This is a genomic window from Bdellovibrio sp. BCCA (genome assembly GCF_037996825.1).
Taxonomy (GTDB): Bacteria; Bdellovibrionota; Bdellovibrionia; order Bdellovibrionales; family Bdellovibrionaceae; genus Bdellovibrio.
Map to the genome: position 1 here is coordinate 369,120 of NZ_JBBNAC010000001.1, position 24,483 is coordinate 393,602.

At 44.0% G+C, this 24,483-nt stretch carries 25 protein-coding genes; 7 read left to right on the forward strand and 18 right to left on the reverse strand.

Annotated features, from left to right (window positions below; all coding sequences use genetic code 11):
- Positions 1-18: 18 nt before the first annotated feature.
- From AAAA78_RS01890 to AAAA78_RS01900, 3 genes are read right to left on the reverse strand one after another with little or no spacing between them, the layout of a single operon-like run.
- Positions 19-957: an ACP S-malonyltransferase gene (locus AAAA78_RS01890; RefSeq protein ID WP_340590034.1), complete on the reverse strand. Its 939-nt coding sequence runs from the start codon at positions 955-957 to the stop codon at positions 19-21.
- Positions 957-2,297 (reverse strand): ferritin-like domain-containing protein, encoded by a 1,341-nt coding sequence (locus tag AAAA78_RS01895; protein WP_340590035.1) that lies wholly within the window; start codon positions 2,295-2,297, stop codon positions 957-959. Before AAAA78_RS01895 ends, AAAA78_RS01890 begins: the two co-directional genes overlap by 1 nt.
- A gap of 1 nt (position 2,298) precedes the next feature.
- Positions 2,299-2,805 (reverse strand): OmpA family protein, encoded by a 507-nt coding sequence (locus tag AAAA78_RS01900; RefSeq protein WP_340590036.1) that lies wholly within the window; start codon positions 2,803-2,805, stop codon positions 2,299-2,301.
- A 115-nt stretch (positions 2,806-2,920) separates the two neighbouring features.
- On the opposite strand from AAAA78_RS01900, the gene AAAA78_RS01905 reads away from it, so the two are divergent.
- Positions 2,921-3,580, forward strand: coding sequence for an O-methyltransferase (locus AAAA78_RS01905; RefSeq protein ID WP_340590037.1), 660 nt, complete (start codon positions 2,921-2,923; stop codon positions 3,578-3,580).
- Here AAAA78_RS01905 and AAAA78_RS01910 read toward each other — a convergent pair whose 3' ends face one another.
- The 12 genes from AAAA78_RS01910 to AAAA78_RS01965 form a co-directional block, all read right to left on the reverse strand.
- Positions 3,581-4,459 (reverse strand): hypothetical protein, encoded by an 879-nt coding sequence (locus AAAA78_RS01910; protein ID WP_340590038.1) that lies wholly within the window; start codon positions 4,457-4,459, stop codon positions 3,581-3,583.
- A 68-nt stretch (positions 4,460-4,527) separates the two neighbouring features.
- Entirely contained in the window at positions 4,528-5,325 is a 798-nt protein-coding gene (locus AAAA78_RS01915; protein WP_340590039.1) for a hypothetical protein, read from the reverse strand.
- A 39-nt stretch (positions 5,326-5,364) separates the two neighbouring features.
- On the reverse strand, positions 5,365-8,577 hold the full coding sequence (locus AAAA78_RS01920) for an error-prone DNA polymerase (RefSeq protein WP_340590040.1): 3,213 nt from the start codon (positions 8,575-8,577) through the stop codon (positions 5,365-5,367).
- Complete coding sequence (locus AAAA78_RS01925) at positions 8,561-9,883, reverse strand: hypothetical protein (RefSeq protein ID WP_340590041.1); 1,323 nt, start codon at positions 9,881-9,883, stop codon at positions 8,561-8,563. The genes AAAA78_RS01920 and AAAA78_RS01925 overlap by 17 nt, the downstream gene beginning before the upstream one ends.
- The gene (locus AAAA78_RS01930) at positions 9,831-10,487 is read right to left on the reverse strand and encodes a recA protein (protein ID WP_340590042.1); all 657 of its coding nucleotides are present in this window, start codon (positions 10,485-10,487) and stop codon (positions 9,831-9,833) included. Before AAAA78_RS01930 ends, AAAA78_RS01925 begins: the two co-directional genes overlap by 53 nt.
- Positions 10,488-10,645: 158 nt before the next feature.
- Entirely contained in the window at positions 10,646-11,065 is a 420-nt protein-coding gene (locus AAAA78_RS01935) for a hypothetical protein (protein WP_340590043.1), read from the reverse strand.
- Positions 11,066-11,090: 25 nt separating this feature from the next.
- Positions 11,091-12,086, reverse strand: a complete 996-nt coding sequence (locus tag AAAA78_RS01940) for a hypothetical protein (RefSeq protein ID WP_340590044.1) — start codon at positions 12,084-12,086, stop codon at positions 11,091-11,093.
- A 71-nt stretch (positions 12,087-12,157) separates the two neighbouring features.
- Positions 12,158-13,000, reverse strand: a complete 843-nt coding sequence (locus AAAA78_RS01945; protein ID WP_340590045.1) for a DUF4423 domain-containing protein — start codon at positions 12,998-13,000, stop codon at positions 12,158-12,160.
- A gap of 1 nt (position 13,001) precedes the next feature.
- Positions 13,002-13,448 (reverse strand): hypothetical protein, encoded by a 447-nt coding sequence (locus AAAA78_RS01950; protein ID WP_340590046.1) that lies wholly within the window; start codon positions 13,446-13,448, stop codon positions 13,002-13,004.
- Positions 13,449-13,595: 147 nt separating this feature from the next.
- Entirely contained in the window at positions 13,596-14,264 is a 669-nt protein-coding gene (locus AAAA78_RS01955; RefSeq protein WP_340590047.1) for an SAM-dependent methyltransferase, read from the reverse strand.
- Positions 14,261-15,028 (reverse strand): hypothetical protein, encoded by a 768-nt coding sequence (locus tag AAAA78_RS01960; RefSeq protein ID WP_340590048.1) that lies wholly within the window; start codon positions 15,026-15,028, stop codon positions 14,261-14,263. The genes AAAA78_RS01955 and AAAA78_RS01960 overlap by 4 nt, the downstream gene beginning before the upstream one ends.
- A 13-nt stretch (positions 15,029-15,041) precedes the next feature.
- On the reverse strand, positions 15,042-17,855 hold the full coding sequence (locus AAAA78_RS01965; RefSeq protein WP_340590049.1) for a pyruvate dehydrogenase: 2,814 nt from the start codon (positions 17,853-17,855) through the stop codon (positions 15,042-15,044).
- Positions 17,856-18,200: 345 nt separating this feature from the next.
- On the opposite strand from AAAA78_RS01965, the gene AAAA78_RS01970 reads away from it, so the two are divergent.
- Both AAAA78_RS01970 and AAAA78_RS01975 read left to right on the forward strand, forming a co-directional pair.
- Entirely contained in the window at positions 18,201-18,689 is a 489-nt protein-coding gene (locus AAAA78_RS01970; protein WP_340590050.1) for a hypothetical protein, read from the forward strand.
- Positions 18,690-18,696: 7 nt separating this feature from the next.
- Complete coding sequence (locus AAAA78_RS01975) at positions 18,697-19,236, forward strand: hypothetical protein (RefSeq protein WP_340590051.1); 540 nt, start codon at positions 18,697-18,699, stop codon at positions 19,234-19,236.
- On the opposite strand, the gene AAAA78_RS01980 is transcribed toward AAAA78_RS01975, so the two are convergent.
- Positions 19,237-19,677 (reverse strand): response regulator, encoded by a 441-nt coding sequence (locus tag AAAA78_RS01980; protein WP_295900216.1) that lies wholly within the window; start codon positions 19,675-19,677, stop codon positions 19,237-19,239. It lies immediately after the preceding gene.
- A gap of 244 nt (positions 19,678-19,921) precedes the next feature.
- On the opposite strand from AAAA78_RS01980, the gene AAAA78_RS01985 reads away from it, so the two are divergent.
- A complete protein-coding gene (locus AAAA78_RS01985; protein ID WP_340590052.1) occupies positions 19,922-20,395 on the forward strand; it encodes a response regulator in 474 nt (157 codons plus the stop codon).
- Positions 20,396-20,456: 61 nt separating this feature from the next.
- On the opposite strand, the gene AAAA78_RS01990 is transcribed toward AAAA78_RS01985, so the two are convergent.
- Positions 20,457-20,885 carry a VOC family protein gene (locus tag AAAA78_RS01990; protein WP_340590053.1) on the reverse strand — a complete coding sequence of 143 codons (429 nt, stop codon included), beginning with the start codon at positions 20,883-20,885 and terminating at the stop codon, positions 20,457-20,459.
- 64 nt (positions 20,886-20,949) lie between these two features.
- Positions 20,950-21,903, reverse strand: a complete 954-nt coding sequence (locus AAAA78_RS01995; protein WP_340590054.1) for an energy transducer TonB family protein — start codon at positions 21,901-21,903, stop codon at positions 20,950-20,952.
- A 134-nt stretch (positions 21,904-22,037) separates the two neighbouring features.
- Here AAAA78_RS01995 and AAAA78_RS02000 point away from each other — a divergent pair, with 134 nt between their 5' ends.
- From AAAA78_RS02000 to AAAA78_RS02010, 3 genes are all read left to right on the forward strand, one after another.
- A complete protein-coding gene (locus tag AAAA78_RS02000) occupies positions 22,038-22,763 on the forward strand; it encodes a Stp1/IreP family PP2C-type Ser/Thr phosphatase (protein WP_340590055.1) in 726 nt (241 codons plus the stop codon).
- A 34-nt stretch (positions 22,764-22,797) separates the two neighbouring features.
- The gene (locus AAAA78_RS02005; protein WP_295900211.1) at positions 22,798-23,802 is read left to right on the forward strand and encodes a M23 family metallopeptidase; all 1,005 of its coding nucleotides are present in this window, start codon (positions 22,798-22,800) and stop codon (positions 23,800-23,802) included.
- Positions 23,803-23,871: 69 nt separating this feature from the next.
- Positions 23,872-24,471, forward strand: coding sequence for a hypothetical protein (locus AAAA78_RS02010; protein ID WP_340590056.1), 600 nt, complete (start codon positions 23,872-23,874; stop codon positions 24,469-24,471).
- Positions 24,472-24,483: the final 12 nt, after the last annotated feature.

The following is a 24,483-nucleotide window of genomic DNA, read 5'->3' on the forward strand; positions in this document are numbered from 1 at the left end:
ATCTTGCCGTTTTTCATTTTATTGGACAATCTCTAAATCGACCGATTGCAAGAGCAGGTCCGAGGCTTCGTAGGTCTCGACTGTCACAGGGATGTCTTTCATAAGACCTGTGAGACTTTTGCAAGGGCCTATATTGATAAACCGAGTGACACCTTTTTCTTTTACAAGGCATTGAATCGCTTTGGACCACTGAACGGCTTGAGTGATGCAAAGTAAGAACTCCGCTTTAATCACATCAGGGTCTTCCAGGGCTTGCGCGCTCACGCTTGAAAAAACCGGCACGCGGGGAGTGTCAGTGTGCACCGTTGCAAATTCGCTGGCGACGGCCTGCACGTAAGGCAGAATGTAGCGCGAATGGACGGGATAGTTGAGAATATCAATAACGTTCCAATCTTTTTCTTTCGCTCGTTCTTCGACTTTTAAAAGGTCTTTGTAGCGGCCGCCAATATTCAAAAAGCGGGGAGTCAGGCAAGATACGTCGACACAGATTTCTTCAAACCATTGATAGTCGGCGGCGGTAAAGTTTTGCCCTCGCGGCGCAAGCACTCCGATATTTCGTCCGATCTTATCAATGCCATCGATTTTTTGTGTGAACCAGATGTGATTGTAGACCGCGTCTTCAAAGCTGTAGCACTCTGCAAATACGGCGCGTGCTAAATCACCCAATGAGCAACCCATCACCCAATGCGGATCGCCGATTTGTTTTCTTAAGCGAAGGGCCACGCCGACTTGAATGCAACAAATAGCGACGGCGGCAAGACTGATATTTTTTAATGCATAGATTTCTTCGGCAGGAAGATTGAGAAATTCTTTGAAGCTGATGTGTTGGCCGAAGCGTTCGGCGATCACTTTTTCAGCTCTTGCGAAGTGTTCTTGCACTTCAGGAAGGTGAGTAAAACGATTTCGATCTACCTTTCTAAGTAAGGCATTAAGTCCGGGAAAAATAAAAGCAATCATCAATTCAACTCCAGTGTGGCGGATTCTGTGTTTACAGATAACATTTGCGGAACCGAGTGGAAGGTGTGTCGATAAGGTGGAGCAAAATCAGGTTTTTCATCTAATTGAAAAATAAGATCCAACGCTTCTTTGCAGGCGCTTTCAAACAGATCTTCTTCTAGTTGACGGACCCATTTGAGCGCTTCAGGATTCAGAATATTTCTTTCGATCAAGGACGTATGAACCATGTGCGTATGCTCCGTTTCGTCGATCAAGATTCCTGAAATTGTGTGGGCTACGCCGACGTCGTCAGTCCATTTCATGATTTCCGTGTAGTGTTTAAAGACTCTCATCTCAAGCCCCCAAGCTCCGTAAAGATAAATACTGTGGGGATCTTTGAATCTCTTCATGATGGAGCTAAAGAAAAGAACCAAGTACTTTTCCAGCAAATGTCCCATCGCCAGCTCGGCTTCTTTGTAAGGACATTTAGCCAACCAAGAACGACGTTGTAAGAGGACACTTCGTTGTAGAAGTTTTGCATGGCGTAGTTCGTCTTCAACGTGCGCTGGCATTTCTTGAGGTAAAGGCAGGTTGCGGATTTTAAAAATACGCTGCATGTGCCGAGACGCGATCTCTTCACTTTTTCCTAAAACATGAATCCATGCGCAGGTGGCCCAGGGACGCTCTCCTAACATCCATGCCAGACGAGTACTGGCTTTGCTTGAAGGTAAAAAGAAAGCATCCCGATTTTGAAAGCGCGAGACGATTTCGGTCATGCGCTCAACCATGATCTGACACATTTCTTTTTCGATGATCTGAAGTTCACTTAAAGACAGTCGCCCGTTTTGGGGGAGTTGTTGCCAAAACTTTTTTCCGAGTTGAATGTGTCCGACTTCGTCATCCAATATACTCTGCATGGCTTCGCGGATCTGGATGTCTTTAGTTCCTTGGATGTAAGCGGAATAAATTTGAAATGGAAACTGTTCAATGATGATGGCACCGTGAACGTAAGCGACAAAACGGGATCGCGCCGTTGTTAAAATAGTTGTAGCGAAATAACCTTTGATAAAAGATTCGGCGATTGCACACAGGCGCTGACTAAGATTTAAATAATCTTCGTTGATGGCTTCCTGAAAAGGACGGATTTTTAAAATGGTGTCGCGATGGCGGGACTCATCAGCGGCGTGAGTTTTAATTTCGCTAATGTGTTCTTGCGGCGTGGACTTTGTGATATTTCCCAAAATCTGTTCTGCCGCCAGATGTTCTAAGTGTGCCAAGGCCGTCAACCATGCAGATTCCATTTGTGGTTCACGTGTGACGAGCTCGATTAAAACTTGGATGGACTTCGTAAAATTTTTCATTTTATTCGATAATCTCAAAGTCAACACGACGATCACGGGCATTCTGTGCGGCGGAGGCCATGGTGTTGTTGTTCACAGGGCCTTTGCCGACGGCCTCCAGTTTTTCTTCCGAAACTCCGCGCGAGATCAGGTAATTGCGAACAGTGTCGGCGCGCCTTTGAGAGAGCTGCTGATTGCGTTCCGCATCTCCTGTGGGGTCTGTGAGACCTTCAATGCGAATTCGTCCAAAGGAGTCTTCTGTTTTTTTGATTTCATTGGCAATTTCATCTAAAGCTCTGCGGCTTGACGGAGACAGCTCTGTACTTGCGACGTTAAAACGAATGTTCTGTGAAAGAGTGATGAACTTCGTGTTCTTGCGTAAATCCGAAGAAGCGCCCGACAACGGAGTGGTGCGAGTGCGTGGAGCTGGCTGCTGTGGTTTCGCAGAAGTGACGTACTCCCTCTTGATTTCTTTGGAAGCACAAGCACCAAGAGCCAATGTCAAAATCAGAACGGTTGTGAATTTCATAAAAGCCTCCTCAGAAACGGAGTTTAAGCTGTTAGACAAAATTAAACTGTGAAGGGAAAGCAGCATCAAATTAACTTCCTGTTAACTTCAATGGAAAACTATGAGACCATGAATCATGCGTGAAACAGTGCTAACAAACAGAGAAGTCTATATGGGTTCTCTTCTTCTTGAAGAGAATGAATGCAAACAGCAATCGCGAAAATTCGCGGAAGAGTTGGGCTTGGCCCGCATTAGTATTTCTCCGGCAGAGGCGCAACTGATCAAAACTCTGGTGCGTTTGCATGGTGCAAAGAAGTTTGTGGAGATCGGAACGCTCACAGGCTTATCTGCGCAGTACCTTTTTGAAGCCCTTCCCGAAGGGGGCGAGCTTTGGACCTTGGAAAAAGAGCCGAAGCACGGCGATATGGCTTCGCAAGTATTTAATAAACTAGATCAGACGAAAAAGAAAATTCATTTGGTTTTAGGTGATGCCCGTGAAGAGCTGACAAAGCTTTCTACGCAAGGGCCCTTTGATGGTGTTTTCATTGATGGCAACAAGGCTGCTTATTTTGATTATTTGTCCTGGGCTGAAAGCAATTTGCGCCCGGGCGGTTTGATTCTGGCCGATAATATTTTCTTAAGCGGTTCTGTTTGGGGAGATACGGCCCTGCAGCGTTTTTCAGAAAAACAAATAAAGATCATGCAAGAATTCAACGAACGTCTTTCAGATCCGGCGCTTTTTGAAGCGGCCATCGTACCAAGTTATGAAGGACTTTTTGTCGCGATCAAAAAATAATTAATCTTTGAATGGATCGTACCACAGTTCTTTTTCTTTGAATGGGACGGTCGCAGGCAGATACGGATTTTCTAATTTAATAAGCTGGCGTTTTTTCAATTTTAGTTTTGCAAGATTTGCGGCGTAGTAGTTGTCGAAAATTTTCTGGTATTCACCGTTTTTTAGAAGAATTCGAAATCCTTCTTCCACGCGACGAGCCGTGACTTTACCCTCCGCAGAATTTTGAAACCAGAAATATGTCGGCAGCGGATAATAAATTAAAAATTTTTTTTCAATGGTAAGATGCGGATACAGTTTTTGAAATGTCTCGAGTTCTTTGTGGACTTCTGAGATACCACGAGGGAAGGCCAGATAGCGGCCGGTACTAAGATGTTTGAAAAGATCGTCATAGTAAATTTCCGTAAGAACTTTAAAACCGGCTTTTTCAAGAATCTTGATGTCGCCCCAGCCTTGTCCCTGTCCAAGGGGAACCTGTTTTAAATCTTCCAGTGAATTCCATTTATCAAAATGTTTTTGAAAAGAGTCTTTGATAAGAAAAACCCGATATCCCAAAAGGTTTCGATCGATAGGAATGCGGACGGGAATCAGAATTTTTTCCATCTGCTGATCTGTTTCGCGGATCATGACAGTTAGCGACGCATGTTTCTTTTGAATTTCCGAAATCTGCCGGTCTTCGGTCATAAAGACAGAGGCATGCATCTCGTAGGGGCCGTATTTTGCAGATGTTGTTTCAAGAATTTCGCGTAACACTTTCCAATGAAAGTCGTAGCGGGAGTCAGAACTGGACTCTGGTGCATGATAAATAAACTTCATGGTTGCCCATGTAGAAGAGCAAAAAAACACAAACAGGACACTCAAAGACGCCGCAAAAAACTTCATGGTTTTATTTTACAGGATGATCATAAAAATGCCAGCTATCTGTCTAAAAGAAAATAGAAGTGTAATGCTCAATCTTTTTTATAAGCTTCAATTTTCATTTCAATGGAATAGTCTTTGGAAGCTTCTTTCAAAGGAGCCAATTGCCATATCCATTCTTTGAGCTTTGTGAAGCCTTCGAAAGAAACAGGATACTCACCCGTATAGATGACTTCGCCTTTGGTGTCGCGGTAAATCACTTTTCGGTCTGCATAGACCAGCTTGCGTCCTTTGCAGTTTTTTAAGTTTTTAAGGTGCAATTCCGCAAAGGCAGTGCAGATCTGATCCTTTTCTTCCAAAGACAAAGATCTTTTGATTTTTCTTTCCACGGCTTCTATTGGAAGCAAAGCCAATTGTGAAAGAAGATTGCCTGAAATCACCAAATCCGCTTCGAAATAAAATAAATTTTGATCTTGAAGCTGTTGAAGAAGCTGGTGCAGTTCTTCAAGATTATTGATCTTGTCCAATTTTTCCAAACTTTTGGAAAGATCCTCGGTCACAAGTTTGAGATGGGAATTGCGTTTGGCTAAACGGTGATGTTTCAAAGGATGAACGACATCCACCAAAGTGATGTCTTCAAAATGCTCCGATAACAGGTGTAAGGGGATTTCGTGCAAGTGGGCACTTCCCAAAACCACCACTGATTTTTTTCGTGGAAGATCCTGAACAGTTTCTAAAAAAAGGTCCTGACAGTTTTTCAGATGCGGAAGCCAGGCTTTTTTACATCTTTCAAAGCGGTGCTGAAGTGCGATGGACGAATAAAGAAATCCATATTTCTTTGCCAGCGGAGTTGTCGGAGTAAGTAAAAAAACGAGCGCTTCACGAATCATTTCTTAGAAAATTAGCAAAAAAAGCTTTGGCCGTCACTTTTAAATCAAGGGCAGAACGCGGGCGGCGCGAATATTGATCAACTCTCCTACTTTTTCCACCTGACCTTGAATTTCCAGTAAAGACTTTCCATAAATCGCCAAACGGTCTTTTTGATAGACGTCAGGATGAATGACAATATTCATAAATCCAAACTCATCTTCCAAAGTAATAAAACACATTCCCTTGGCTGTCGGCGGTCTTTGAGTCACAGAAACCAGACCTGCCAAGCGCACCTTGGTTTTGTTTTTCATGCGCGGTAAATCGCCGGAATTAAAAAACGGCACATAGCGCTTGGAAATAAACTCCTGACTTTTGTTTTTTAAATAAGAACGCAGAACTGAAAGCGGATGGGAGTCCACGGAAAAACCTTTGCTATCGTATTCCCGACGTAAACGGTCCCAATTGGATTCAAAAGGCAAAAGGTCTGAGTCATTGTCTTCTTCATTTTCTAAATCAAACTGTTCTTTAGGATGTCCCCAAAGAAAACTCTCTTGATCCAGACTTAAACTTTCTAACTCCCAGATCAGTTCACGCACATTGGTGTTAAAACAATCAAAAGCTCCTGAAGCCGCTATTTTAATCAAAGCACTGCGCGGAAGCTCTGTGCGTTGAATGAAGTCAGCGACATTCAGAAAAGACCCGTGATTCTGGCGTGATTCTTCAATTCGACGGATCAAGGCTTCGGGAATTCCATACAAAGAACGAAGTCCCACACGCAGAGCATGTTCCTTGTTGCCTTTATCTTCTAAAGTGTAATCGTATTGCGAGTTTTGAATACATAAAGGACGAACTTCCACACCATGGCGCTGAGCTTCGGCAACCAGCGTGCGAGGAGCATAAAACCCCATCGGCTGACTGTTTAAAAGCCCGCAGGCAAAAACATCGGGATGTTTATTTTTAATGTAACAGCTTGCATAGGTCAAAAGCGCGAAACTCGCGGCATGGCTTTCAGGGAATCCGTAATTTGCAAAACCTTCGATGGTTTTATAAATCTGTTCACCGTATTCATAAGTAATGCCGTGTCTGGCAAAGCCATCCAAAATGCGTTTTTTAATTCCATCCATGGTGGATTGCTTTCTCCACGCTGAAGACATAATTCGACGAAGCTCATCAGCTTCACCCGGTGAAAAATCAGCCGCCGCAATCACCATCTTCATGACTTGCTCTTGGAAAATAGGAACGCCATGGGTTTTTTCCAAGATAGGTCTTAAGAGTTCATGCGCATAGGTGACTTTTTCTAAACCTTGGCGACGGCGCAAGTAAGGATGAACCATGCCCCCTTGTAAAGGACCAGGACGAACAAGCGCGACCTCAACAACAAGATCATAAAAGTTTTTGGGTTTCATTCGTGGCAGTGTTTGCATCTGCGCGCGTGATTCGATTTGGAAAACACCCACGGTGTCTGCTTTGCCGATCATCTCATAAGTCGATTCATCTTCAGGGGGCAGTGTTGCAAGGTTAAAGTTCAATCCTTTATGCTCCCGCAAAAGATCAAAACACTTACGCAAACATGTCAGCATTCCCAGACTTAAGACGTCAATCTTCATCAGTTTTAATAAAGCCACATCGTCTTTATTCCACTGAATCACATAGCGGCCATTCATCGTCGCTTTTTCAACCGGCACCATTTCGGTGATCGGATCCTGCGTGATTAAAAAACCGCCTGTGTGAATTCCTAAGTGACGGGGAAAGCCGCGCAGTTGATGAGCTAAATGCAAAAACATTTTCCATTGATCGTGAGGCAGACCAAAGCGATCCGCAGAGTCTGGCTCCAGCAAACGGCTGAAGCCATCGCGGCCCATGAATTTAATCATCTCGTTGATTTTCGCAAGAGGAATGCCAAAAACTTTCGCTGTCTCGCGAATTGCCATGCGTGAACGATAACGAACTACGGTGCACACCATGGCGGCATGACGTTCGTTGTACTTTTCGTAAATATGCTGAATGACTTCTTCACGACGATTGTGTTCAAAGTCGATATCAATATCCGGTGGCTCACGGCGCTCACGCGAAATAAATCTTTCAAAAAGCAAATCCACTTTTGTGGGATCAACAGACGTTAAGCCAATACAATAACAGACGACCGAATTCGCAGCAGAGCCACGTCCTTGATACAAAATATTTTTACTCGCGGCAAAATCGCAGATCTCTTTGAGAGTCAGAAAATAATCTTCGTACTCAAGCTCTTTAATAAGTTCGAGTTCATAATCGATCATTTTTCTGATTTTATCGGGAACACCCTCGGGGTAGCGCCATTTAGCACCTTGCCAAGCTAAATCCCTCAAATGCTCACTGGGTGTGAGTCCCGCGGGAAGATTCGAATTGGGATAGCGGTAACGAATTTCATCTAACGAAAACGTCACACGTGCGGCGATCTCCACAGTTTTTTCCACAAGGTCCAAACGGTCTTGCCATAAGAAAGAAAGATCTTCGAGACTCTTCAAACAACGTTCCGCATTTTGAATTAGTTTATTCTTAGCTTCTTGCAATGTTGTGTGATGCAAAATGCAAGTTAACACATCAAAGAGTTCTTTTCTTTCTGGCACGTGCATAAAAGGGCGTTGCGTGACAAAAAGGCGTGCTTGATATTTTTCTTCCAACTCAAAAGCATGTTTGCAGAATTCGTGAGACTCCCACGTCAGATCGCGCCACACCGGCAAATACAGTCGATCATTAAAAATCTTTTCTAAGCGTTCATAGCGTTTATCAGTCCAGGGTGGAAGTGCCAGACACAACAATCCTTGATTGTATTTTTCTATTTGTTCCAGACTGAGTTTTGAAAAACCTTTGGCCGCTTGTCTTTTTCCCAATGTCAAAAGCTCGCACAGATGTGAGTAGCCTTGTTTATTGATTGGGATCAAAGTGACGGTGGTTTCATCCGTTAAAGTCAGTTCAGAACCAATGAGATATTTAAAACCTTCTTTGGCTTTCATCGAAGCCGTAAAAAGAGACGGCGACTGCATCGTTTGAAATCCGCGGGCCACTCCATAAAGACCATTGAGATCACAAATGCCTAACCCGTCATAACCATGCTCAATGGCCGTTTGCACCATTTCTTCAGGGGAGGAAGCCCCTTGCAGAAAAGAAAAATTACTTCGCCCCATCAACTCCACAAAGCATTGGGCCTTTTTAATGGGGAGTGTTGCTTTCGAAGAATTCTGAGGAAGAGAAGGAAGTTTTATCTTGTGATTTCCACTAATCAAAATAGCCATGTAAGTACACCTGTGAATTTATGCGATCTTTGAAAACCCACAGAAGCTGACCATGTTGAGAGAGCGCAAAGAAGTAATCTCGATGTTTTAATTCTTGAACAGAAATTTGCCACCACGAGGATTCAATTCTCTCGCTGGGAAGTGTCGACACAAAACGCAGTTTCTGAACTTCAAAAGCATTTAAAGGTTGCGGTTTTTCTAATAACAACGAAGGACGGGGACTTGCAGAAAGCCCTTTGGCGTAAACCGATTTAATTTGCAAAGCCTCATCTTGGCGCTCGACCAAGTCGTGAGCTCTAAAATCTTCCGGCCAATCTGTCACCAGACTGAAACTCTGTTCAGGAAAATGACTGGCTTCCATTTGCAGGAAACCCATTTCACACTGCGATTGCTTGGCAAAACTGATCAAACGGCGCCAGCGATCTTCGGTGTTGTCGCGTGGTTCAAAAAAATCCAGTTGCTGAATTTTTTCAGGAACGTCAAAAAGTGAAACTTCAAACTCCCTGACCGGATTTTCTAAAACCAGTTGCGAAAGTTTTTTCTCTAGCAGATCTTCAAAAAGTTCCTGATCGCGTGTGGGACTTACGGGTTCAATACTGAAAGAATATCTTTTATCCGAATACTCACAGTGCAAAATCACATCGAGTTTTTGAGCGTAACGAGAAAGTCCCGCCAAACGCGCAAACAAAATGTCCAGATGCGGTTTCAACCGTGCCATCAATAAAGGAACAGCAGCTATGGGATCGTCAAAGTAACCATAGCCCACAAGAGGGTCGCGAGGAACAAGAGGTGAAATGACCTGAGCGTCTTGAGAGTGCAAACGATTCCAAAGTAAAACACCGAAATCCCCCCATCTTTCACGAAGTGAATTGGAACGAAAATTCAAAACATCTTCCAAACCATGCACACCCAAAGTGTGAAAGAACGAAATCATATGCTCGATAGGTTTTTTCTGCGGCCAAGGCTGAAGCCCTTCAAGATCTTTGAGAGCATCCAGTCCCAAACCACGAAACCCTTCTTGCTCTTTCCCGCGCGGAGCTACATACGATGGACGCCAGCGCGCAAAGACTTGCGCTACCGATGGCGTGTCAGCAATAGCTGCGGAAGCATCCGAAGAAAACTTCGCCGCGATTTCCAAAGCTTTCGCCAAGCAGCCATTGTCTCCACCGAAAAAGTGCGAGGTCGATTCCATCTCTACAAAAACGTAGTGCGGAAAACGAAACTGCACGCGCGGACTTAAAATCAAAAAAGCTTCAGCTGAGGAGCTTTCTTGCGGTGTTTTTAAATTGATGCATAAAGTTCGCATGGATCATACTCCCGGCAATATTAAATGGTGTCGGACGGTGAAGGGCTCTTTGAATCGTGATAAAGTCGCGTTGAAACAAAACCATGAAACTAAAAAGCGGGTTGATGAACTTGGTCGGCTTTTGATTGATAAACACCAAAGCCACTTTGTGCAGACGACAAAGACGTTTTAATTTCTGCAATTGATGATTCTTTAAAAAGATGTCTTTGAGATTGCAGCCAATCACTTCAAAAAGCGAACTTGTGATAAGTTCCTGCAAAAGCCAAAAGAGCTGTTCATTTTCTTTAGGCTCTTTCACCACCAGAAGTTTTTTTAAATTCAACTTATGGTGAGACAAGTGCGCCGGGAAAAGTTGCGTGTCGCCATTGATCCACGCGGCCCACTTGTTTTGCGCATGCACGTTTTGCACAATGCGCACCCATAAAGAAGTAGCTCCCGTTCCGGGAATTCCTTGAAAGAGACTTAAATCTCCTTGCGGAATTCCTTTCCATAAAAGGAAATCATCCAGAACGGAAACTCCAGTGGCCAAACCTGCAGGAGGTTGCAAGTGCTCCGCAGACACGAAAGGGATATTTGCTAATTCGGGAAGGGCGAGGGTGCTCATAGGCTCTCCATTTACATATAAATTACTATGTAAATTATATGTAAGTCAAAGAGCCCGTGAGAAATATAGACCAAGGTTTTAGTTCAACAAATTCACAAATAAAATCAATAGTTAATCTTACCTAAAAAGAAATTCGTTTGTTTGTTTATTCTTTGCCGCTATTCAATTTCTTCTACATACAAAGGAGTAAAATACCGGATGTCATAGGCATCGGCCTTTTTAAAAGCACTGATTACTTCCTGTTTTTTCTGATCACTCAACGTCGGAACACAAACCAGAAGATGACCATTTTTAAGCTCATAATCCGCTTCACTTAAAAAACGCCATTCGGCAGAGTCTGACATCTTGATAAACTTACGCATATATTTTTCGATCACATTGTGGTGATCACCATCAATGTCGACGGCTTGAACGCCACTTTCACCTTCAAAGACGTTGAACTCATCATCGTTGAATCCAAGTGATTCCAACTCTGCGATTGCTTTTTCGGCGTCTTCCTTAGATTGGAAAAACGCCGAGGTGTAATGACTTGGATACGGAAGGAAGTCAGGATGAGGAAGCTGTTCTAAGCTGACCATAAGCACCTCCATAATCAATTTATTCTTATTCGAACATTCCGTCCATTGTGATGTATTTTTGATTGTTAGAAGTCATACGCAATTGCTGATAAAAACTTTGTTGGCACTGTCCTCTTAATAAAGCATCTATTCCACCAAGCATGGCGGTGTAGACTTCATCGACATTAAGAACATCCATCGAAGTGATTACTCCTGTCTGTGGAGCCGCCGCACGCACTTTGCGCAAGAAATGATCGCGAGACGCACACGACATCAAACCCAGAACCGCCGTTTTTTTATCACTCGCATTCAAAGCTGCGAGCATTTTTTTAAGTCCCGGTCTTTGCACTTCATAGTAACCGTCATAGTTCACTTTATTGCGACCAGGAATAAAAATAGGCGGAGCGAAATCAGGTCCTCCGCCATTGCGAGAATGTCCGAAATAAAAAACCGCATCGGCTTCCTGCAAGGCATGCGCAAAATAATTATCCATGTATTGGGTTCGCTGTCTTTGTTGTTCACGATAATCACCCAGATTCTGACTTAAATATTCCGTCGCGGAAGCAAACTGAACTTCAACACGTGCGGTGTATTTATTCCCCTGAATTTGCACCGTTTTTAAAAAGCGATAGTTGTTTTTGGGATCTTGACTAAACCCACAAAGGCGCACGCGTCCTTCACAAGAAGATAAGAGCAAACTTTTGATCGCATAAAAAGCACCGATGTCCATCGAAGGGCTGACGCCGAAACTGCGACCGTCCGCATAGACATTGCTTCCTGTCGTCCAATCAAAGTATCCCAAAGCGATGCGAATATCTAAAACACCGTCTTCAAGAATGCCCTTATATCTTTGAATGCAAATATTGCGTTTTTCAGGCGACAAAGAAGAAAGCTGATCTGTCGGCATAGACTCCAGACGATCTAAATAAGATTTTCCCATGTGATTGAAATTGGCTTCGTACAGATAGTAGCCCCGTGCCGCCAATGAAGATGAGGCAACAGACAGGACACTGACAAACAACGCAATGGCAACTGACTTCATACGCTCCTCCATGATGGATCAAGAGCGTAGTGTTTAAAAAATTTAAGTCTAGTTACACGATAACAATAAAATTAAGTGCGAGAGCACAAGAACACTTCGTGCACGCAGTCACCACGGTCGTCTTGATATTGGTCAAGAACCCCGAAAATGGCATCGCGCAGTTTTTCTTTGAACTCCGGCAATTGGTGGGATTGCAAAGAAAACGCCGTATAGAAAAGATAATTTTTCGAATCTGCGGCAATTTCATTGGCGTCCGTACGGATTTGTGAACACAGTGTTCTTGTTAAATCCGCAAGGCTTGCAGAGTCCGAAAGCTTTAAGAAATCAATTTGGCTAGAGCGTACATAATAACGACCGTTTTGTGTCGTGATCGCGCCCTCGTTCAATAAGAATTGCAAAGACTCATGCACGTTTTCAAGTGGCATATTTGCACGCGTTGCAATTTCATGAAGACTTGCGCCCTCTTCCTCAGTTCCTAAAGCCGCAAATACGCGGAACAAAGTGGGCTTTGAAATCAAACGACTGGGATCTTTGATTTGTGACAACGCCTCAGTCTGGCGAGCCACAGAAACTTTGATAGAGCCGACTTGTTTGTCGATATCTTCCAAAGTCAATTTTCTTGAAAGAAGCTCTGGCTGGTCTTTGCCAACAAGCAAGGAAAACAAATCCAGATAAGGTTTTGGAAGTTTCAAAGCTGTTTTAAGCTGACCTACGCTTTCACGAGAAAGTCCTTTTTTTCCAGCGAGGTATTCTGAAAGAAAGCTGCGAGAAGAAAAACCAGCGCGGCGAGAGAAATCCGCAAGATTGATTTTCCCTTTTTTGCGATAACGAACTTCCAAAGCTCTTTTCAAAAAAGCTCGGGCGTCTTGCATTTCCAAAAGATCCGAATAAGCAGTGTCGACGGGCATGTTCATTTTAGCTACCTACAGAAATGCGTGGTTGTGGTTTAGAGATACGATCGTAAGTGATGCGACCATTTTTATAGCAATCAAGTTCGTGCATAACGTTTTGGCCGTCTTTAAGAATGGAGAGCATTCCCTTATCAAGATAAGGACCTTTATAATCTACAACCAAACGCAAACTGCCGTTGGCATTCTCAAACACCAAACTTTCATTGTTTTTGGTTTCATACACAGAAGTTTCCATCACCAAGCGAGACGTCTGTTTTTTTTCATCATGAAGCACGATCGCGATCAGATAACCATCTTTGCTTGTGAACGGTACAAGACCAATTTCATACCAAAGATCGCCTGCCACTTGGTCACAAGAAATTGTTGTTGAAAGAGAAAGAGGACCTGGTGTTTGTGCGAAGGAGCACACGGAAATCAATAACCCCAAAAGACCCATAGCGAACGGCTTCATAAAACCTCCGAAAAATTAAGTCGGTGAGAGAACGAAATGCTTATATGGGGGACGATGCTGTAGGTAAATGAAATTACTTCACTTTGAGGTGCTTTGCGGTCTCTCGGAGAACATTTTTGAAATTTTTACAGGGTCTATAGCGAACAATTATGACCGGTAAATAGAAAAATGCGGATAATGGCGGGGAGTTTCAACCTCCGAAAGCCATGGGTGCTCCTTATGAACCAGGAAGCGGCTTAAGCGTCCGCGAGCGATGACTTCAATGGATCTCTTTTGCGCGATTTTTTGAAGATCAACAAGCGTTTTTTTAACGGCGCTTTCGTTGCCATAGTCAAAAATAAAATACACGTCGGCTTCAGGTAGAACAAACTCGCTCGCTGAAAGATCCGCTGTATAAAAATTTATTTCAGGATAAGAGAAGTGTGAAAGCACTCGTTGCGCTTCAAGAACACGGTCTTGTTCTAATTCGTATCCACTAAAACCAATGTCTTTGTAGTGTGCGCCTAAAACAAAGCCCATTCTTCCATAGGCACAACCCAGATCCACAACATGCTTTCCAGGTGTCAGCGAAAGAAGATCTAAGATATTGCGAATTTCCACATAAGGAGTTTGGAACGCTTGAACGGAAAGATGCTCCCAGTTTTGTTGCGGAATATTTTCTTGGGTTTTAGATTTGGAGCGAACTTTTTCCTCGCAAGAATCAATCTGAAAACCCAACCACTCATCAACGAGGATCGCGTGATCTTGGGCTTCTTTGTAAGAATAAGTATCAAGTTTTAAAAGAGGAAAGGGATTGTTCGCATCAAAAGAAATCATAAGGGCGTGGCTACGTCCTTAAGAAACCTCTCAACAGCCGGTACATATTCTTCTTTAAAATCACGAAGTCCCGTGAGGTGTCCTGCTTCAGGCAAAGAAAGTTTTGTCCAATCAAGCTGCGTTTGCGGCTCAAAAACTTCGTCAATATGTGAAGGCGGAATCAATAGATCTTTCCATCCGCGAATCGAAAGAATTTTAAAACCACGCGGAAAAGATGCGAGATCTTTATTTAAATCTTTATGAAAGAAAGGACTCCAGCCCAAGCTTAAAACGGGTGCTAAAGCGAGTCTCAAAGCGAAAGGTTGAAGATTGTATTCATGCTTATACAAGTTGTAAGCCGAAGGAATAAAACGCGCCGTAGGCCCGCTATCGCAAATCAAAGCAACCGTATCTGAACAATGTCGGCGAGCCATTGCTTCAATTGCAGCGGCTGTCGGATTGGAAAATGAAAAGATGATTTTGTTGCCGGGAACTAAATTCAGCAAAGTTTCAATCTGGTCAGCGTAAACGTGTTTCGTTCCAAAAGAGCCTTTAGCGCTGATAGGAAGGCGAAATTTAAGAAAGTCTTTGTGGTCACCTTGAAGATGGAAGGCGAAAGCATCAAAGCCGAGTGAATTAACAAGCTTGATGTGACGAAGGAGCTGTTTCTTGCTGCCTTCGTAAAAGTGAACGAAGAAAACCAGCTCTTCGTACTTTTTGTTTCTTGATAAAAAGAACTCCCCATCAAAGGGGAGCTCTTGTTTCGCGATTTCTTTATAGTTCATTTAGTCTGGCGCATTAGTGCTTTTGCACCGGAGTTTTGGAAGGCCACAAGTCTGTCCAGTGTCCCTGGCGTGTTTCAGCTTGATGAGCTTCGCCAAGAGCGTTTTCAGACACAATGACTTTTTCTAATGCCGTTTCAGCCAACACTTTACCGCAAGCTTCAACAACGGCTTCCGCGTCGATGCTGTGATAAGCGTAGATTTCAGAAGGGCGACCGCACTTCGAGTGCTTACGAACTGCCAAAGCTTCCTGACGAACACCGATAATAGAACCGATATTGTCAAGCAAACCAGCTTCACCGTCAGCAACGCTGACCGCAGGGATGCGTTTACCAGCAACCGTGATCAAGTCACCTGTCGTAACGTCGTCGGCTTTTCTTAGGTACAAGTTCGAGTTCACACCCAAACCGTTTTTCAAATAGTCATAGTCAGTTTCGTGAGCTTGGATGCCGACCAAAAGATCTGAAGACGTGACTACGATCACGTTGGCGTAAATGCCACGAGCTAGCAACGCTTCAGACGCTTTGATTCCCTCAGTAACCAGAGAACCCATCGCGAAGATATTCACAACGTTATCACCTGGCTCGTAACCTGCGTAACCGCGGTAGTCGATCAAGTAGTAAGCGCCTTTGAGAACATCTTCACGAATAGCTGACATGATTTGTGCTTCGTCTTGTGAAGTCACTTCTTCTTCATTGAAAGCACCAGCTACTGGAAATTCAGCGCGAGCCAAAGAACCCTCAAGACCTGCTTTGAAGCGAGCTTGTTTTTTCAAGTAGTGAAGCATGTCTTTTTGTTCCGCACCACGAGTCACAAGTCTCAACAATGTACCCGTACGGCCTGCATTGTCGTTCAAAACGTGACGTTTGATTGTGTCGCAAATAATCCAATCAAGTTCTTGGCAGAAGAATGGTTCCCAAGTGATTTGATTTGGAATTTGGATGTCAGATTTCCAACCGTGTTGCGCACCTTCCGGAGACAAAGTCACACCTGATGGAGTTCCCACGCAGATGAACGAGCTTTTCCAATACAAGTTGTAGAAGTATTGGTCCAAAGCACGTTTGATAAAGAAGTCATAAACCGTCATCAAAGGAATGATTGGAATTCCCAAGAAGTCGCGCATTTTTCCGAATGCGCCCACGCAAGACATCACGTTTCCTTCAGCAATTTCAAAACGCAAGAAGCGGTCTGAAACTTCTTCGCCGGGAACAAGGTCAGGAAGTTTATGGTCTTTAACGCCCAATTCAGTTTCCAAATCTTGAACAACCGGAGCACCGAAGATCTTACCGTCCATCGCAGGGTTCAAGTTCGTAGAAGTTCCTACATCCGGAGCCATAGAGATGAACAACTCTCCCGGAAGCTTGAATGGTTTTTCAAGAGCCGTAAGAGGCTTTTGTTTTTCAGAAAGTTGAGACTCATCAAGCGGTGTATTCGCGATACGAGTCAACTTCGCTGTCAACTGACCTAGCATCCACTGCGTGTGAGGGTAGCTAGTCATTTTTGTGTTGATGTCCAAAGATTGAGGGATGTCACCGAACTCAGTTAATTTCTTCAAGAAGAAATCTTGGTTCTTTGCTTTCAAAGCGTGTTGCGCTTTGATTTCAGAGTAAAGTTTTTCTCCGCGAGAAGCCAAGAATTTGCCTTCAACAGAGTTTGCAGCAAAACGTTCATAAAGCTTTTCGCCTTTAATGCCTTGCTTTTCTTTAAGTGCGATCACTTCCTCTTCTTGTGGCAGAGAAGAGTGGTTGCCCGGTTGAGCCGCTGCTTTCAGCCCCCAACCTTTCAAAGTGTGGGCGATGATGATTGTTGGTTTACGAGTGGATTTTTTTGATTTCTCCATCGCTTCAGCCAAAGCCACCATGTCGTGACCACCGAAGTCGCGGATCGCATCGAACAACTCTTCGTCAGAGATGCTATCCAAGAACTTCTTCATGTTTGGATGTTCTTTTGCGATGCCTTTTTTCAAAGCCTTCATATCTTGAACAAGAAGAAGCGCTTGAAGCTCGTAATCTTCCAATTCTTTTTCTAGGAAGTTTTTGAAAGTGTCGCCGTCTTTCTTTTTGAACAAAGCTTGGCGTTTAGAACCGTGACGAACTTGGATGACTTCCCAACCGTTGGCAGCCATGGTGCGTTCAACACGGTCCGCATCAGTTCCGTTCATGATTTCTTTGTTCGTGATACGGTGACCGTCCAAGGATTGACGGTTGTAGTCCAAGATCCAAGTCAAAGAACCCAACTCACGCTCCGCAAAGTCAGGAACGGCTTCATACATGGAACCTTCACGGAACTCAGAGTCCCCGCAAACAGCCCAGAAGTGAGCATCTGGAACTTCATAACCGTGTTCACGAGCGTAGCGGTAAGCCAATGCCAAGTAACCCGCCTCTACAGGTGGAATACCCACAGTTCCAGAAGGGAAGAAGTTGTGTTGATCAGGATCGTAAGCAGAGTGGTAAGATTGGAATACGAATTCACTGCCGTCAGTGAATTTACGAAGACCGTTCATCGCTTGGTCGGCTTGTTCTTGAGTCAACTTTGACAAATCGTTCTTCAAAAGAAGATCAAGAAGGTAATTGTAAGAGTGATCTGTCGGAGAAGCATGGGGCTTATTCGCGATATGATCGAATCCAGATTTTACGAGCAAGTGAAGAGCACCCATAATGTGCAATGAACTTGCGGAAGCTGCCGGGTGACCACCAATTTTTGGGTCGCCTTTTTCTTTATCCGGACGATGATTGGCCTGCCAGATCATCTGCGTGGCCAAGTAATGCGCACGTCTTGCGATAGAATCTAGAACCTCAGGTTTGACGTTTTTTAGAGTAGAGTTATCCAAGTGATTCTCCTTCGGATTTTGTACTTTTCTAGCGTCTGGCAAACTAGCACTGTACCGAGGAGGAGTCCATGGCTTTAAGCCCCGCAGCAAGAGTTCTGGCTCTATTTTAGACTTAGAGGCCAGATACCGCAGAGCCCCTAGGTAAATAAGTTAAAAATTAGGTCCCTTTAGAATGAAAAACCGTCTTAGGAAAGCAAGGCGGTCAGATCGGTGCTACAAGACCTTTGTCTCAATCCGAGATGCCTTGGCGAACTCATAAGTAGGGTTCCTACCTTATTTGCAATTCAGAATTTCGCTCGGAAAGCCGATACCATAAGAGTGATAAATCAAAACAAAAGGATGCACATGAAACTTAGGTATCATCTTTTGACGTTCGGCTTTTTTCTGACCTCTTTGTTTTCACAAATGAGTGTCGCGGCCGAGACGTGCGTCACGTCGGCGACAGATTTTGAAGCTAAAAAAAGCGACTTTCCTGCGATCGTCCAACAGCTTCCGGTGATGCTGACTGCCGACACGATGTTTGTGACGGCAGGACTTAAAATTCGTACGGTAGGATCAAAGCTAAAAATGGAGGGCTACATCTGGAAGCCCGGCGATATTTATACCGATGACGGATATCTTAAAAAAGTTTGTTTTGATGGCAGCAACTTCAAAGTCACTTTAGAAAACGGCAAAACTTATAGTGCCGAAGTTAAGGGAAGTCGTTCCGTTTCCATTCAAGGACAGACATTTAAAAAATCCAGCGATGCTGAATTCGCGGGGATCGTACAAAAAATCAGAAAAGCTCAGGGCGGCTCGACAAAAACAGCTGGTGATGCTTCAGGCGTTAAATAGGTAGGCTATGAAAAAAGTGATTTCATTCTTCATGATCGGCAGCTTTGCAATGTTGTCTTCCTCTATGGCCGAGAAGCCAGAGAAAACGCCAACGCCTTCTCCGATTAAATCCAAAGAGGCCATTGATTTTTTATCTAAAAGCGATCAAACGATGTTGGACATCGGCAAGGTGGATGATTTTGCCGGTATTATCACGCGCACTGGAGAAAGCTCCAAAGACCTGCGCACAGTGGATCTTTATACTTTTAAAGGCATTGAGAACTTGTCGATGGATAAAGAGCTTTGCGAAAAGCTTTTGGCACGCATCTTTGGTCCTCTCAAAGAGAGCTCGTTAAAATATCATGAGGCAGAGATTTTCACGTCCCACACTGGAAAAACGTGCGAAGCACAAGTGGATGATCCGGATAAAGCCGGAAAAATTCCTGAACGAAGAGTTGTTTTGGGATTTGTAAACGCAAAACCTGTGGGTCTCGTTTTCCGCCTTTCTAAAAAGTCAGATAAGACCGTAAAGAACAATATCCGCGAGTTCTGGGGAACACTTCGTTAATTACTTGCCTTCGCCAATCAGCGTTTCAATTTCTTTTTCTAAAACTTTTATATTCATGGGTTTTGTCATGTGCACTTGAAAACCCGCTTCAAGTGCTTTGCGGGCATCTTCTTCCGTGGTGTAAGCGGTAAGAGCGATAGCCGGTGTTTTATTTTTATCGTGACGCTTTTCCCAAGCACGATAAATTTTCATCAAATCGTAACCATTAAGATCAGGCATTCCTATATCAGAAATAATCACATCAAAATCTTTTTCTTGGGCTGTCTTTAAAGCCTCTTTGGGATCAAGGCAGCTCGTGACCTGAGCTCCGAATTTTTTTAAACGATGTTGAAGTAAAGCCAACGTATCTTCGGAGTCATCAATGACTAAAATGCGTTGGTTGAAGAGGGGAGAGGTGAAACGCGGATTTTCTTTTACAGAAAGTTCGGTTTGATTTTTCATCATAGTCTCCCTATCAATTTTAGGGTGGTCGCAAACGGCTGCAAACTAATTTTAATAGAGACTGTGAATAGACAGTCTTGTGTCTCTACTTTGGATCGGATTTATTACTCAATAGAAGCGAGATGAGCTGAAATAACGCAGGGGTGTGCCTGAAAACATTAAACTCCTGTCATTAATGTAAATCTAGAATTTTCTTTCATCTACATTCTCTACACTGAGGGCAGAATTTTGAAAAGGAGAAGCCATGGAGATGGAAATAACTGATAATCGCAGGGACGTGAAGGTTGCCGATATCAAGTCAATCAAACCCATGCTTGAAAAAAGACGCCTGAAAGTTTTGGTGATTGATGATAGCTCGGACTCCGTCATTTTGATGTCACACATTTTAGATCACTACAATTGTGATATTACGGTGGCCTATGACGGTCAGGATGCGGTTCCGCTATTGATGAATCGTGAATTCGACTTGGTCGTGCTGGATTGGCGTATGCCAGACATGGGTGGCAAAGAAACACTGGAACTGATTGATCGTCTTCTGGTGGATAGAAAAGTTAGAAAACTGCGTTCACAAATTCCTGTCGTGATTTACTCGGCTCACAAAGAGTCCGAAGTAGATCGTCCCTTTGTGCAGAAGTTTGAATTTGTGGGCTTTGTAGATAAGCGCCAGGGCTATAGCAAAATGATGAAATCTCTCAGCGAGATCTTGCGCTTTATTTAAAAATTGAAAATTGGAATTAAAGTGAAGGCTTGTGCCTTCACTTTTTGCGTCGAAATCTCTTCTACCAAGTGAGTTTTACGGAGTCGGCAGAGCGTTTTGCAGGCCCGTGAAAGACAGCTTCAATATTGTTGCCATCGGGATCAATCACAAAAGCGGCATAGTAGCCAGGATGATAAGGTCGATTGCCAGGAGCGCCATTGTCTTTTCCGCCGGCTTTTAACGCAGCTTCATAAAAAGCCTTCACCATATTTTCATCTTTGGCTTGAAAAGCCAAATGAGTGCGGCCGGTCAGAGCGCCTGCCGATGCTCGGCTTTCTTTGGAGGAAATAAAGAGTTCGTCAATCCAGAAATAATCTTCGCCTTGACCGCCTAAAGGAACTTGCAAAGCTTCAAAAACAGAAAAATAAAATTTTTTACTGGCTTCAAGGTCACGTACGACAAGTTGAATATGATCAATCAAACGGCCACGATGAATTTCGTTTACTTCCATGGAATCTCCTTGCTGAGTTGATTTCAACAGAGGAGATCCAGGTAGTCATTGCGCAGAATGTAGATTAAGTTTCGAGAACAAAATCCCAGCGGATTTTTACAGTGCCGTCACCCTCGATGATTCCTTTGGGAGGATTCGGGAAGGGAGCAGCTGCGCGGAAGGCTTCGATGGCGGCATCATCTAAATCGCGCACGCCCGAGTCACTTAAGACTTGCACGCGCACAAGAGTGCCTTTGTCATTTAATACGATCATCAATTTCGTGATGCGATCCTGATTTGTTGCTGCAGGAGCGCGGCCTTCTTTAAAGAGCTTCGAAAGTTTTTCGCGCACGCGGCCTTCCCAGTGTTGAGAAAGTTGGCGGCGAATGCGGTTGTAGTAAGAATAATATTTAAATTCACGCGTGTTCAAAACCGTTTCAAGGCCTGCTTCGACGTCTTTGATATAGTCATTCGTTTGGCTTGTCTCGGCACCCGTACCGGTGTTTTGATCACCGTTGCCTCGACCTTCGCCTAGACCGGCCTGTTTGTCGGCGACTTTTTGTCTTTCCAACGCTTCGCTGGCATCAAAACCTTTGAAAAGATCTTTGGCGATGTGCTTTTTAGATTCTTCTTCTTTGACGACATTCTTATGTTTGCCATCGCCTTTAGGTCCAGTTTTTTCTGGAGCTGCCTTCTTCACGTTTTGAAATTGGCCATGAACTTTGGCGACCGTTTGCTTTTGCACTTTTTGGTTTTTGGCGCTCAAAAAGCGTGCGTTTTCCGGAGCCTCTTCGTTGGTTGAAGTCTCGTTTTGTTCTACGATTTGATTGGCAGGAAGAAGTGCTTTTTTCTTAGCTAACTCTTCCACTTGCGCCATTTTTTGCAGGTCTTCCGGGCTCAGAAAATTGATGCTCACTGTTTCAGTCTTTTTCGGAGCTTCAGGAGAGAGTCGGTCCACTACAAGCAGTGTCCCAACCACCAAGATGTGGAAGACTATCGAAAGTAGCACATACATTCTGAAAGACGGTGACTTCATCATACGACCTCACCCCTTTCTATCGGTAGTATGACACTTTAAATTAAGCTGATGGTGAACCAGACGCGAAGAATGCGACCCAAGTCCAGGACCAGACTTTGACTCCTTTGTCGCCTTTGGGTGAAAATGAAACATCTATGAAATTTGACTCTTGGTATCTGACAGATAAAGGGCTACGACGCGATTCAAATCAGGATTCTTGTCTTATCAATAGAGAGCTGGGGCTCTTTATCGTGGCAGATGGAATGGGCGGTCATTCAGGCGGCGAAGTCGCTTCCAGTATGGCTGTGGAGACGGTGGAAGAAATCATGCTTCAGCCGGATGCCGTAAAAAAATCTCCGCGCGAAATGATTTTGCTCGCCTACGAAGAAGCGTCGAAAAGAATTTTCGATAAAGCGGCGAATGAACGTCCTGAGCTTGCGGGCATGGGAACGACGATGGTGATGTCGTACATTCGCGGCAAGCATTTGTATGTGGGAAATGTCGGGGATTCTCGTTGTTATTTATTTAAGCGTCCCCATCTTTGGCAGATCACTGAAGATCATTCGTTATTGAATGAACAACTGCGCGCGGGCGTGATGAGCGAAGAACAAGTGCGCCAATTCGTGGGACGAAACGTCATCACACGCAGTGTGGGATATGAGCGCGATGTCTATCCAGATATCATCGAAAGAGAGATTTTCCCTGGGGAAATGTTCTTGATGTGTTCAGACGGACTTTCAGGTTTGGTTGACGATAAAAGAATTTCTGAAATTTTGAATCAAAATACACCTGACAAAATAGTTAAAGCGTGTGTAGAACAAGCTCTAGCCAATGGCGGCGACGACAACGTTACAGTCATGCTACTGCATTTTCATGAATAGAATTTTTTTAGTTTTATGTTGAGGAGTCTCGGAGTTGGATAAAAAGAAGGTGACGCTGTTTATTGTGAGCAATCAGACGGGAAAAACCCGTAAGATTGTGCTCTCGGCTGCCTGGCTTAAAGCCATCTCTTTTATTTCTGCTGTTATCATCATTATTTTTGCCGCGGGTCTTGTGGATTATTTCGGTTTGCTTTTGCAAGCCATGGAAAATAAACGTCTCAAAGCGGAAAATGCGCAACTCATCAAACAATTCCAAGTCGTTGAAAGTAAAGTGAGTGCCTTGGAAAATTCTTTGGAGCGCGTAAAAACATTCACGACAAAATTGAAATTGATCACGAACGTCGATGCGGAAGACCGTATCACGAAACTGACGATGGGACCCAAACCAGCGGCAGGACAACAAGTTGAAGAGTATGAACCGATGGAACAACGTCAGGAAAATGAAGAACTGGCGGCTCAGGATCAGGTTTTTGCGAATAAAAAACCTCTTAATGATCAAGTCGGTGAATTGGCTAACGAAAACGCGGATAAAGATTATGCCTCTTTGGTGGTGCGTATTGATAAGGCCGTCAAAGAGACTCAGCTTAAAGAGCAAAGTGTGATCGACTTGTGGGAGAGTTTATCAGAACGTCAAAGTTTGTTGAACTCGACTCCTAACATGAAACCGGCAAAAGGTTGGATTACGTCTCGTTTTGGATATCGTGTTTCTCCATTCTCGGGAAAAACAGCACTGCATGCCGGTCTTGATATCGCCGCGGCTCCCGGATCTCCAGTGTATGCGCCAGCTGATGGGGTTGTCGTGTTTGCAAGTTACGATGAGTCTTATGGAAAACTGATCACGATTGACTATGGTTATGGTGTGACGACTCGTTTTGGTCACTTGTCACAAATTTATGTGCAAGTCGGTCAGCGAGTGAATAAGTGGGATGTTGTGGGGGCTGTCGGAAATACAGGTCGTTCGACGGGTCCGCATCTTCACTATGAAGTTCGTATTAATGGAACGGCTGTTGATCCTATCAACTATATCCTCGATGAATAAAGTTCTTTGTTAAATACCAGAACCTCTGTCGCTTTATTGGGAGTACAATAAAGTATATTCGAGGTTCCAATGAAAACTTTGATTTTTCTTTTGAGTTTTCTATTTGTGATTGTGTCGGCAAACGCCGCTTTACCTCCACAGTTTTCAGAGTGTTTGCGCGAAAATAGCGGCACCGTTATGACGGTGACCGATTTAAAAGCCATCTCTTTGCTTTCCCGAGTGACTTATTGTCAGAACCAGGTGGGTATCGTCGGAAAAACAGAAACGATGGATCTGCTTCGAAGTCCGAATATTCAAGTCGGTATTTCTTTAAGCAAAACCACTTATTCACAGCTGGATTTGATGGATTTGGCGTCTTCCGGAAGCTATGTGCTTTATGTCGATAGCGGTCGTCTGACTCGCGATAATTTGATCGCGTTGGCGCAAGCGAATGTGCAGTTGGTTGTCATGACGGCGACGTCGGGACTTTCAAAAGCAGATTTGCTGGCGATCGCGGCGGCCAAGCCGTTTATTCTTAATGTGAATTCTGCGGTATCCCGAGTCGATTTGCGGGACTATGTGACGGCAGGGGTGCAGGTGGTGATACGAACCTCCCAGTCGGGCCTTTCGCGTGCTGATATTATCGATGTGGCGCAGGTGAATTCTGAGATGGTGACGATCATGCCCTAAAAATAAAAAAGG